The sequence below is a fragment of the uncultured Erythrobacter sp. genome, assembly GCF_947502395.1.
Taxonomy (GTDB): Bacteria; Pseudomonadota; Alphaproteobacteria; order Sphingomonadales; family Sphingomonadaceae; genus Erythrobacter.
Genome location: NZ_CANMZM010000002.1, coordinates 636045 through 647214, shown reverse-complemented (window position 1 = coordinate 647214; position 11170 = coordinate 636045). Strand labels below are relative to the sequence as shown.

The following is an 11170-nucleotide window of genomic DNA, read 5'->3' as shown; positions in this document are numbered from 1 at the left end:
GCTTTCATGTTGATGTCATCGGGCGATAAGACCGCCAAACTCCACTATGGCCCCTCCGGCTTCCGCGTTCTTCGACCGGGGCACCATGTTATCTGCGCGGTTTCGGGCGAGGTGATACCGCTCGAAGAATTGCGCTATTGGAGCGCTGAACATCAGGAGGCCTATGCTTCTCCTGAGATTGCGACGCGACGCCTGCTTGACCAAGAATAGGCCAAAGAATAGGCCATGCGCATGATGAGCCGTACGATTGGCCTTATTGCAGGACTGGGTTTGTTGTCGCTGGTGAGTTGCACCGGAACTGAGGCTGCTACTCCCACCGCACCCGAGTTGGTCGCAGAAGCCGTTGCGGAGCCAGCGGCTTTGCCCAAGACGGAGGAAGAGGCTGCTCCCGCCCCTCAATATACCGGGCAAAACACCCGCTTTTCTTACTCTGGTGAACTTACGCAAGGCGGTTTTATCCGGGGATTGGTTCCCGACAGTACAGTGAGCGCGACAATCGGCGATCAAGCGCTCGATATTGCCGAAGACGGGTCGTTCTTCGCTGCGTTCGATCGCGATAGCCCGGCCAGCCTAAGCCTCACGGCGCGGCTCGACAGCGGGCAGCTTCATGGCGAAACACTCAAGGTTTCTTCGCGCGATTGGCAGATCGAACGGGTCAATGTTGCCCGCCGCAAGCTTCGCGATCCCGAAGCCTATTGGCGCCAGCGTGAGCCCGAGCACAATGCCATTGTCGCAGCTCGCGCCAAGAAGACTGGCGCCCAAGGGTGGAAACAGGACTTTATATGGCCGGTATCGGGCCGTATCTCTGGGCGCTTCGGCCGCCAGCGCATCTATCGCGGTGAGCCAGGCAGCTATCACTCGGGAATCGATATCGCAAAGCCCACGGGAACACCTTTCGTGGCTCCGGCTGACGGGGTGGTGATCCTCGCACGGACGGGCTTTAGCCTTGAGGGCGGCCTTCTGATGATTGACCACGGCAACGGTCTCAACAGCGCATTCCTGCACTGCCACCGCATCCATGTGAATGAAGGCGATACTGTGCGTCAGGGTCAGCATATTGGCGATATCGGCTCTACCGGACGCTCAACAGGGCCACACCTTCATTGGGGTCTCAAATGGCACGACGCGCGCTTTGATCCGATCCTTCTCGCAGGGCCCATGAACTAAGATGCGTGGGCCGGTCCGGCTCATCGCAGCGCTTGTCGTTGCAACGATGTGTGCGCCCGGCACCTGGCTGCGCACGCCGATCTCGACGGAAAACCCTAAGAGCATTGCTCTGGAGCAGATTTCTGGGCGTAGTGAGACAGGCGCACCCGGTTGGAGTGTCGAGAGTGTGTGGCACTATTCGGCCGGGCCTTCACTACGCTTTGGTGGCTTCTCTGCCCTGCTGCCGGCCGGCGCTGGGCGCTTGCGCGCTTTTTCTGATCGAGGATTTCTCTTCACTTTCGTAGAACCTGACCGCGAGGAGGAGTTACCTGATCGGCGCCAGATCGCGGACATGCCGTTCAATGACCCTTCGCTCTATCCGATCCTATGGGATATCGAATCGGTCACTCACGACTCAAGTCCGGAGGGCGACTATTGGGTCGGATTTGAGAACACCCATGCGATCCACCGCTATTCCTACAAGACCGAGCCTGAGGACGTGCGCATCATCCGCGATGACGTCGATTGGTATGACAATGGTGGACTTGAGGCGATGGAGCGGCTGTCTGACGGACGCTTTCTGATCATCCCAGAGCGGCGCGATGAGGCCTTGATCCTGGAAAGTGATCCGGTTGAGGCTTGGGATCCTCAAATCATCCCATACGAAAGTGCCGCAGAGGGCTTTGCCGTTACCGATCTTGCGCAATTGCCCGATGGGCGTGTTCTGACGGTGATGCGCGATGTGGACTGGGGGAATTATCCGCCCTTTGCCGGGCTTCTGGCGATTGTCGATGTGCCTGAGGTTGGCTCAGTTAAGCCACTCGCGCCCAAAGTGCTCTTCCGCTTTGAAGGCGTATTGCCGCCAGAGAATTACGAGGGGCTTGCGGTGAGCGAGCAGAAAGACGGAAGGGTGGTCGTGTGGATGATTTCGGACGACAATCTCGCCGCGATGCAACGCACCTTGCTGGTGAAGTTGGTGTATGATCCGAGCGCGATCCCTGACACAGTGAAGCGGTAGGACGGTAGACTCGCCCTCAAGTAGCAAAGCGGTAGGGCGAAAAGCGTGCCCTCAAGTAGCGAAGCGATAGGGCAACAAAGACGCAAAAAAGGCGTGAGCGCCGTTGCGCCACGCCTCATTCGCAAAATCGCTAGCCAGTTTAGGCTGCTGCCACAGCTTTCTTAAGCTCACGCTTCACTTTTTGTGCGCGAGTAGAAAGCTTCTCATCCTTGGTCTTGAGCAGCCAGTTGTCGAGCCCGCCATTGTGCTCAACCGATCGCAAGCCGTTGGTCGACACGCGGAACTTGAAGCTGCGCTCAAGCTTTTCGCTCATCAGGGTCACGTTCTGCAAGTTCGGCAGAAAAACGCGCTTGGTTTTGTTGTTAGCGTGGCTGACGTTGTTGCCAACCTGGCGGCCCTTGCCAGTGAGTTCGCAAATGCGCGACATGATAAATCTCGTCTCGTTTCAAGTGACAGGAACAGCGCCTTTAAGGCGGCCCTTATGCAAAGGGTGTCCCGGAAAGCGCGGCGCATAGCTGCCCTCATGCGAATCGTCAATTGATTCGTGTGCCGGTGAGGGTTAGCGCGTGCAGGACAATGAACACTTGGCCGCTTCCTCCTGCAATGCAAACCGCGCTTGAGGCCGCTCGTAGGGCGAGCGACGCAGGCGAAGTGCCCGTTGGGGTGGTGATCGTCAAGGATGGCAAGGTTGTGGCGGTCGCGGCCAATGCCACCCGCTCCCCTCCTGATCCCACCGGCCATGCAGAGATGCGCGCTATCCGTCTGGCGTCGCAAGCTTTGGGCGATGATCGGCTAACGGGCTGCGACATGTATGTGACCTTGGAGCCCTGCGTTATGTGCGCAGGCGCGATTTCTCATGCTCGGATTGCGCGGCTCTATTACGGCGCAAGCGATCCCAAAGGCGGCGGCGTCGAACATGGCGCCCGCGTCTTTGAACAAGAGCAATGTATGCATGCGCCCGAGGTCTATACCGGCATGGGCGAGGCAGACGCGGCGCAGCTCTTGCGCGATTTCTTCAAGGCGAGGCGGTAAAGAATGCGAGTTGTTGTCTTCTCTGCAATTGCGCTTCTCATCCTCGTCCCACTTGGCCGATTTCTCTACATGGTCGTGCCAGCTACGGGCGTTCTGAGTGACTTTTCGACGGTAGCTGTTGATCAGTGCAGGGCTATTGAGTCGGCGCCGGGTCCCGAAGATATTCAGATCGACCATTCGACGGGCATTGCGTATATTTCGGCCGCGCAAAGGCGTGGGCGTACAGATGGTCATTTGGATGGCATGTACACCCTTGACCTGAATGACCCCGATGCAAAGCCACGGCTGATGGAAAGGGACGGTCCATCGGATTTTGTTCCGCATGGGATCAGCCTCTTGGAAGAAGAGCAGCTGTTGTTTGTGATCAGCCATCCAAGCACTGGGCACACGGTCGAGGTGTTCAAGATCGAGGAAAATCGCCTCGCTCACTTGAGAACAATCACGTCGGAGCTTTTCATCGAACCCAATGACATCGTCGCCTTCAAACCTGATACGTTTTACGTGTCCAACTTTCAGAACGCGCGGGATGGCATTGGACTTACGGTGGAGCGGTATCTTGGGCTGCCGGTCACGAATATTGTGCAGTTCGCAGATGGGCAGGCCAGCATCGCGGTAGATGGGCTGGTTTCCGCCAATGGGGTGAACATTTCAAAAGACGGATCCGAACTCTATGTGGCAGAGCTTCTTGCGCAAAAAATGAATACTTTTCAGCGTGATCCTGCCACTGGGAAGTTAGGCAAGCGGCAGCGTTTCTCGATTGGAACCGCGGCCGATAACATCGATGTGGGGTCGGATGGGGACCTCTACATTGCAACGCATCCCAACCTCTTGGCATTTGCGGCGCATGCGGAAAATGAGAACGCTACCTCACCATCTCAGATCATTCGCATCAATCCCTCAACACACGCCCAAGAAACGGTCTTTATGTCGATCGATGGCGAGTTCAACGGTTCATCCGTGGGCGCATTTTGGGAAGGCAATTTGCTCTTGGGAAACGTTCACGATCCGCAGATCATGCGCTGTTCCCTTTAGAGAGCTTGGCCGGGTTTTTCTGTGGCGGAAAGGGGCGCTTAGACAGCCTCTACCAGAGCCTCACTCAGCCACTCAAGCGCTTCGTCCTGCTCGTCCAATTTGAACGCCTTGATCTCTGGCTTGATCAGCATGCCGATGGTCTGCGCGACACTGCCAACCCAGCTCGGACCGCCGACAACCGCGTAACGGTCTATCTTGTCGATCAGCCTCAGTTTGGATGCCATCAGTTTGGGGGTGAAGAGCAGTTCTGCTTCAAAGCCATGCCAGTGGCGGATTACCATCATCAGCTTCGAGCATTGCGGATCGTTCAGCCGCTCCTCGACCATAGCAATGCCGCGATCGGATTCGGGCCCGTCAAGCCGTCCGACAACCTCAAACGCGGCCACATCGGCTCTACCAACGTCAAGCTCACGGAAGGCGCCTTTGTGCGGGGCCTCCTCTTCTTCGAGTATCCAAGCGAGCGCTGCGTCTTTCTCATCATCGTCATAGACCTGATAGGTGACACCGGGCAGCAGCATGCTTTCGAGCCGCGCTGCGCTGCGCATCCATTCCTCGTCTGAAATGAACGCGATACGGTCGAGCGAATAGACGAATTGCAGCATCGAGGGGATGTGCATCAGCTGGTCGCTTATCGCCGAGAAACTAAAGTCGGCAAGCGACGTGACATCTATCAGCAGATTGCCGCGTTCCCTGCTGGCGAGGCGCTCTTTGGCGAAGGCGACGAGCGCTTCGGCATCGTCAAAGTGAAACGGGCCCATCACGGTCACGCGGTGGGCTTTGGGCGACAGGGTTTCGATATTGATCATAAGGGGGCCTCCATAATTCCCCTTTTACGCCGCGAGTCGCCTTGCAATCATTGACCAGGATCAAATTTGGCCGAGGATGCGTAGCCTAGAGCCCGCGCCAGATTTTGGCTTGTACGTTATCCCTCGCGCCGTAACGCCGATCATCGCAGCGCGTGGGGCGGAAGCGCTTGTTGTAGCAAAGGCGCAGTTCTTCGAGCCAACCGTCGCGGTTGAGTTTTACGCCCACATGGCTGGCCTGCCACATGCGGCCATTGGCATCGGCGAACGCTTGGCGAATGCGGCCCGCCGTTAGCCCCTCTTCGCGGCTGATCCTGTCGTAGTCGGGGATGCGAAGGCTCTCCCATAGGACATTGGTGACGGCGAGGTAGGTCTCGGGCTTCTTGACCATGCAAGATCCGTGCTTTGCCCATTGGCGTGCGATCAGACGGGCAGAGGGCATCATGCACATGTTCTGGCGCACCTCCCTCGGGGTCAGGCGGTTGGGGCTCCCACACCACTGCGGCCAAGTGCGCGACCCTTGCGGCCAGAGACCGTGCACGACAAAGCCAAAGCGGCCATTGTCGCCCGAACATTGGACCCGGTGAGAGCGGCTGTCCTGACGTGTCCGGCAAAAGGCTGGGGACCAGCTAAGCGCGAGGGTGTATCCGGTGATAGGCACGACGCGCGGGCGCTGATCGGGCGAGATTTGCGGCACCGAGGACACCTGCGGCGCGCGGCATTGGTAAGCCTGAGCATGGAGTGTCGCAGGCGTTGTTAGTGCCAGTGCCGCAGCCCCAAGGGCGATGTGTTTAATCGAAAACATCGGCATCATTTGCCTCCTTAGCAGGTTCCAGCCAACGGCTCGCCGACGGGGTGAACAACAAGGCACAAGCAAGGGCAATAAGTGCGGTTTTGACGATCCCTTCAGCATCAATCGGAGCGTTGCCATCCGCCAGCGCCCGGATAAGGGCAAGCAAAGTCAACACTGTGAAAAATGTGACGAGTGTTCTGGCAAAACGCCGCCCCCATATCCACACGACCGCCACGGGAATGCATACGATAGAAAAGCGGGCGCAATGGGCAACGATGGTCCAATCGCGGCTCCATGGGAATTCCGGGACGATGCCCTCGAACACCAAAAGCCACTCATCAAGATTTGTGAGGCCGCCAATGAGCGCGTGCAACCCAACTGTAAGCAGTAGGATCGCGAAAGCGTGAATGGACCAAGGACGCGCCTTCAGCTGTTCAATCACAACGGCTTAAAGTCCAGTCCTACATCTGCCGCCGGCGCGCTTTGGGTGAGCCTGCCCACCGAGCAATAATCCACCCCGCTCGCAGCCTTGGCTGCGATGGTGTCGAGGTTGATCCCGCCGCTCGCCTCGGTCTTGGCGCGGCCTGCGACCATTGCGACTGCCTCCTTCAAAACCTCTGGTGGCATATTGTCGAGGAGGAGGTGATCTGCCCCCGCTTCCAAAGCGGGCTCGATCTGGTCCAGCCGGTCAACCTCACAAATGATCGGGCTCACCCCTGCATCGCGCGCGCGCCGCACCGCCTCTCCTACCGAGCCCGCGACCGCGACGTGGTTGTCCTTGATCATGGCGGCGTCATAGAGCCCCATTCGGTGGTTCTGCGCCCCGCCTTGGACGGTTGCGTATTTCTCCAGCACGCGAAGGCCGGGAAGCGTCTTGCGCGTGTCAAGAAGAGTACAGGTTGCGCTGCCTGCCCGCATTGCCGTGACATACTCTGCCGCCATCGTGGCGATGCCAGAGAGGTGCTGGACAATGTTCAAAGCGCTGCGTTCTGCCGTCAGAAGCGCGCGGGCATTGCCCTCGAGGCGCATAAGGTCCGCGTCCGCAGCCACCGCATCGCCGTCGCTTACCAGCGTCTCAATCACGCAAGATGGATCCAAATGGCGGAAGAACGCCTCAGCGAGCGGAAGCCCCGCCACCACGATTGCATCGCGCGAGTCCATGACGCCCGAAAAGCGGGCATCGGCCGGGATCACGCTCTCAGAAGTCACGTCCTTACCACCACCGGGAAGGCCAACGCCTAGGTCTTCAGCAAGCGTTTCGCGGACAAATGTATCGAGGTCGAAGCCGGGAAGCGTGAAGGTCATGTAGCGTGTCTAAACGGTCGCACGGCGACCGCAAGCCCAAGTGGGCGCCCGCAGCGGGTCCGCAACGCAGTGGAGGACATCTAGCGAGGAGGAGTGCGTGGATGCGCACTCCCAGGTATCAATGCACGAAACGCGCGACCACATCCCGATAGCTGCGCGAAACCTTCACCTCTGCGCCCGAATCCAGCACCAAGAAGCATTCGCCATTGGTGTGCGGCTTGACTTGACGCACTTGGTCCAAGTTCACGATGGTTGAACGGTGGACGCGCTGGAACTTGCGCGGGTCCAGGCGGCGCTCAAGGTCTTTCATCGTCTCGCGCAAAATCAGCGAGTTATCGCCGGTATAGATGCACATATAGTCGCCCGCGGCTTCGATATGCTCGATAGATTCGACTTCCACGCGGAAAATCTGACCGCGGTCTTTGACGTTGATGAGCTTCTCAAATCGATCCGTGCTCTCTGCCGTTGCTTCGCAACTGAAATCGGCTGCGCGGTCGGGTGCAATTTCGGAAAGGACGCCCATCAAGTGTTCGGCATCATCGGCTGACTTTTTCTCAGAAAGCCGCTGACGCACGCGCTCAATTGTGTCCGCGAGCTTGTCCTCATCGACCGGTTTCATCAGATAGTTGACCGCGTTGGCATCGAACGCGCGGATCGCGTGCTCTTCATAAGCGGTGACGAAAACAAACAGCGGAGGTTCGATCTCCATCACGCCTTTGACGACGCTGAAGCCGTCAAATCCGGGCATTTGAATGTCGAGAAACACGAGGTCGGGCTTCTCAGTCTTGATCTTGCGGATGGCTTCGCGTCCGTTGGAGCAGGTGTCGATAATCTCGACATCTTCAAACGGCTGGAGCCGCAATTGCAGGCCTTGAATGGCAAGCTTTTCATCGTCGACAAGGATGGTGCGAATGGTCATGTTATGATTTTCCAATCACGCGCTGTGAGTTTAAGTTAATCACATTGTCGGCCGCCTCTGTATCGGGGGGTGAGGCGGAGTCGAATGTGTGCGGGGGTGTATCGGTGGCGCTGGCAGAGGGCTCGTAGGGGATCTCGATCAGAACCGTGAAGCCGCCGCCCGGCTGGGAACGCGTTTCGAATAGATGGTTATCGCCATAGCCCTGCGCAAGCCGGTTCTGGATGTTGACGAGGCCCACGCCGGTGGAAACGGGCGCTCCTGGGATTGTGGCAAACGCCTGATCCTGTGTTGAGAGTTGCGCGCCGTGGCCTTCTCTTGAGCTAGCGCCGGGTCCGGTATCCTCAACAGTTATGCGAAGGCGCTGCCCAACGACGCGGCCCGTTAGTGAGATTCGCGCGCCTTCCTCTTGCGGGCTGACCGCATATTTGATCGCGTTTTCGACCAGTGGTTGCAACAGCATGGCTGGCAAAAGCGCGCCCATAGCCGCATCTTCAAGGTCGAAATGGGTGCGGAGCCGCTCTTCAAACCGCATCCGCTCAATGTCGAGATAGAGCTGCAGCGTCTCAATCTCTTGTGCAAGAGCAACCTTGCTTCCCGGCTCTGCGATAAGAGTGTGGCGCAAGAACCCGGAGAGGCGCGTGAGCATTGCATTGGCGGGCTCGGTTTGTTTCAAAAGCACCAAAGTGCTGATGGAATTCAAGGTGTTAAACAGGAAGTGCGGGTTCAGTTGATAACGCAGCATGGCGAGCTGGGCGGAGGTGGCTTGGGCTTCCAATCGGTCAGCCCTGTCGGTTTGTTCTTCGACTCGCAAAAAGAAATTGATCGCGAAATACAGAGCGCTCCATCCGCCAATAATGGCAAGCGGAATGAAGCTGAAACCGACGAGACGCTGGGCAAAGCTTATCTCGGCTAACGAGCCCTGATATACGCCCTGCAGCCAAGCTTCGATCGTCACATGGATGAGCACAGCAAGCGCGAGAACGATGGCCGTGCCGCCCCATGTCACTATCGGTTGCCTGTCGATCAACTGACGGTATACCACTGATAAGACGAGCGTTATCGAAAACCCGACAATGGTTGTGACCAGCAGAACAACCATTTGACTTAGGGGCTGCCCATTGTTGATCGCGATTACCGTCCGCATAAGGAAATAGCCTCCCCAACCCGCAAATTGCAGATTCCAGAAGGCGCGATTCTTGCTCGCAAAGAAAGGCGCAGGACGGAAATTCACCATCGACATTGGGGTGTTGTAGCGCAAAATTCGGTTCGTCGCACAAATTAAGGCTTTTGCATGGGCAGATGAACGCAAAGGGAAAACCGCCTGCCGCAACACTTGCCCAACTTAGCGCTGCCCGTTCTCAAGCCCTTGGTGAGGGTCAATCTCGCGCTGGAAATGGGTGCGCCAGTCGGCTTTGTCATGCTGCACAATAAGTGCCTCTATTTGGTGGATCTCGGCTTCGACAAACTCTGCCCGCTCATCCCAGCCATCATGGCTTCGATTGCGGAACAGACCACCGTCGGCATTTGGCCCCCATTTTTCGAAAAAGCGCTTGCCTGCGCGCGGGTCATAGCCAGCATTGGCGAGAAGCCATGGAATCAGCCGATCAGCCTCGCGCTCAGTCATGCGAACATTGCGGCGCTTTCTCTTATTGCGGTCCAGCCATGCGGTGTGGCTGAGGAGGTTATGCGCCAACTCATGCGCGAGCAGAGCTGCAAATTCATCCTCGTCGTACTGAAAGGCAGGAAACTCGATGCCGATCACAACGCGGCGACCATCGGCCAACGCTTTCTTCCCCTTGCCCATAAGCTCAAAACGCGTGGCACAAACCGGGACGGAAGCGATCACTGCGACGTTGTTGTCTTTGAAATCGAGCGTGATGCTATCGTAGCCTTCAACTGCCTCATCAATCAGGTCATGCACACGGGCAAGGCGCCGCCAATCGAAAGGGCCCTGGCTCTCCCACTCATTCGGATTGATCCCGGCCAGACCCACAATTTCCCGGTTGGAGGGAAGGCTATTGGAAAGGTCTGCGGGGGAGCCTTCCGCTACCGTCTGCACTGCAAAATCGCCCGAAAGCCCAAGCGCGCGGCGCGCAATCTGAGGTGAGCCATAGCTTGCCATGTCCTGCAAGTGCAGGCCAGTTGCCGGCATCACGCGGTCACAAAATTCCCAATTCGCCTGAGCCAGCTTCCAACCGACGTTCTGCAAAAGTTGGTCATATCTTTGAAAATTCTCGATCGCTCGGCGTTCAGCTGCCAGATCGACCTCATCCCAGTTGATAGTATCGCGGTCAGCAGTGGCCGCTGCGCTGAAGAAAAGAGCAGCTAAGACTGTCAGGAAGCGAAGGCCGCCTGCTCGATCCATTTAGGAAGCGGTGCTGGCCCCAGATGCGGCCCCAGATGCGGCCTCAGTAACCGCTTCTCTCAATCGATCTGCACCCACCGCGCCGGGCAACAGCGTGTCTCCGGTGACGAAGGCGGGCGTGCCACTAAAGCCGAGCGATTGCGCGAAGGTAAGGTTGCGGACGAGCTCGACTGAAACCTCTTCGCTTATCGCATCTGTGCGAGCGCGCTCCATATCGAGACCCACGGCCTCGGCTGCGGCTTCCACCCCTGCTGGGCTGGTATCGCCGCGCTCGAACAAAGCGGTGTGGAAGGCTTGGTAACGATCTTGCTTGGCGGCGGCGAGTGCCATGCGCGCCGCTACTTCGCTGCCCTCAAAGATCGGCCATTCACGCATGATGACTTTGAGCTCAGGGTCCTCCGAGACCAGCTGCATCACATCCTGAAAGCTTCCCGCACAATAGGGGCAGTTGTAATCGGTGAACTCGACCAGAACCTTGGAACCTTGCGGATTGCCCATCACCGCACCGGGAAAGGGAGTGTAGAGCTCTTCTTTGACTGAAGCCAATCGCTTGCGCGCACCTTCTGCGGCGAGGGCCTCCGCCACATCTTGAAGCACACTGGGATTGTCCATCAAATAGGCTCGCGTGCGATTGTCAGCGAGGCCTGCGTAGGACCAAATCGCCGCTCCCAAGAAGCCAAAGGTCAACGCCAACAACGCGGTCAGCAGCGATTGGCGAAAAGGCGACGGATTCGATGCGGTTTCAGTCATAGCTGGA

The 11170-nt window shown here is 57.8% G+C and carries 14 protein-coding genes; 5 read left to right on the top strand and 9 right to left on the bottom strand.

The features are described from left to right. Positions 1 to 6 precede the first annotated feature (6 nt). Genes Q0778_RS09375 through Q0778_RS09365 form a run of 3 tightly spaced genes read left to right on the top strand, consistent with a single transcriptional unit; the run spans position 7 to position 2164 of the window. Positions 7 to 210 (top strand): DUF2093 domain-containing protein, encoded by a 204-nt coding sequence (locus Q0778_RS09375; protein WP_298306653.1) that lies wholly within the window; start codon positions 7 to 9, stop codon positions 208 to 210. 21 nt (positions 211 to 231) lie between these two features. After that, positions 232 to 1167 carry a M23 family metallopeptidase gene (locus Q0778_RS09370; protein WP_298335657.1) on the top strand — a complete coding sequence of 312 codons (936 nt, stop codon included), beginning with the start codon at positions 232 to 234 and terminating at the stop codon, positions 1165 to 1167. A 1-nt stretch (position 1168) separates the two neighbouring features. Next, positions 1169 to 2164 (top strand): esterase-like activity of phytase family protein, encoded by a 996-nt coding sequence (locus Q0778_RS09365; RefSeq protein ID WP_298335655.1) that lies wholly within the window; start codon positions 1169 to 1171, stop codon positions 2162 to 2164. Positions 2165 to 2303: 139 nt separating this feature from the next. Here the strand turns inward: Q0778_RS09365 and rpmB are convergent, their stop codons facing one another. After that, positions 2304 to 2591, bottom strand: a complete 288-nt coding sequence (rpmB, locus tag Q0778_RS09360) for a 50S ribosomal protein L28 (RefSeq protein WP_034960532.1) — start codon at positions 2589 to 2591, stop codon at positions 2304 to 2306. A 149-nt stretch (positions 2592 to 2740) separates the two neighbouring features. Between rpmB and Q0778_RS09355 the strand changes: the two genes are divergently transcribed. Next, on the top strand, positions 2741 to 3196 hold the full coding sequence (locus tag Q0778_RS09355; protein ID WP_298335653.1) for a nucleoside deaminase: 456 nt from the start codon (positions 2741 to 2743) through the stop codon (positions 3194 to 3196). Between the two features lie 3 nt (positions 3197 to 3199). Then, positions 3200 to 4228 carry an SMP-30/gluconolactonase/LRE family protein gene (locus Q0778_RS09350; protein WP_298335651.1) on the top strand — a complete coding sequence of 343 codons (1029 nt, stop codon included), beginning with the start codon at positions 3200 to 3202 and terminating at the stop codon, positions 4226 to 4228. Between the two features lie 38 nt (positions 4229 to 4266). Here the strand turns inward: Q0778_RS09350 and Q0778_RS09345 are convergent, their stop codons facing one another. The 8 genes from Q0778_RS09345 to Q0778_RS09310 all read right to left on the bottom strand — a co-directional run bounded on the left by Q0778_RS09345 (position 4267) and on the right by Q0778_RS09310 (position 11163). Beyond that, positions 4267 to 5034 (bottom strand): STAS/SEC14 domain-containing protein, encoded by a 768-nt coding sequence (locus Q0778_RS09345; protein ID WP_298335649.1) that lies wholly within the window; start codon positions 5032 to 5034, stop codon positions 4267 to 4269. Between the two features lie 85 nt (positions 5035 to 5119). Then, positions 5120 to 5836 carry a ribonuclease T gene (locus Q0778_RS09340; protein ID WP_298306684.1) on the bottom strand — a complete coding sequence of 239 codons (717 nt, stop codon included), beginning with the start codon at positions 5834 to 5836 and terminating at the stop codon, positions 5120 to 5122. Beyond that, complete coding sequence (locus tag Q0778_RS09335; RefSeq protein WP_298306687.1) at positions 5823 to 6266, bottom strand: hypothetical protein; 444 nt, start codon at positions 6264 to 6266, stop codon at positions 5823 to 5825. Before Q0778_RS09335 ends, Q0778_RS09340 begins: the two co-directional genes overlap by 14 nt. Next, complete coding sequence (gene nadC, locus Q0778_RS09330) at positions 6263 to 7129, bottom strand: carboxylating nicotinate-nucleotide diphosphorylase (RefSeq protein WP_298335647.1); 867 nt, start codon at positions 7127 to 7129, stop codon at positions 6263 to 6265. Before nadC ends, Q0778_RS09335 begins: the two co-directional genes overlap by 4 nt. Positions 7130 to 7247: 118 nt before the next feature. Next, positions 7248 to 8048: a LytTR family DNA-binding domain-containing protein gene (locus Q0778_RS09325; protein WP_298306693.1), complete on the bottom strand. Its 801-nt coding sequence runs from the start codon at positions 8046 to 8048 to the stop codon at positions 7248 to 7250. Between the two features lies 1 nt (position 8049). After that, positions 8050 to 9288: a histidine kinase gene (locus Q0778_RS09320; RefSeq protein ID WP_298336147.1), complete on the bottom strand. Its 1239-nt coding sequence runs from the start codon at positions 9286 to 9288 to the stop codon at positions 8050 to 8052. Positions 9289 to 9390: 102 nt separating this feature from the next. Then, positions 9391 to 10413 (bottom strand): hypothetical protein, encoded by a 1023-nt coding sequence (locus tag Q0778_RS09315; RefSeq protein ID WP_298335645.1) that lies wholly within the window; start codon positions 10411 to 10413, stop codon positions 9391 to 9393. Next, positions 10414 to 11163 carry a DsbA family protein gene (locus Q0778_RS09310; RefSeq protein WP_298335644.1) on the bottom strand — a complete coding sequence of 250 codons (750 nt, stop codon included), beginning with the start codon at positions 11161 to 11163 and terminating at the stop codon, positions 10414 to 10416. It abuts the gene before it with no gap. Positions 11164 to 11170: the final 7 nt, after the last annotated feature.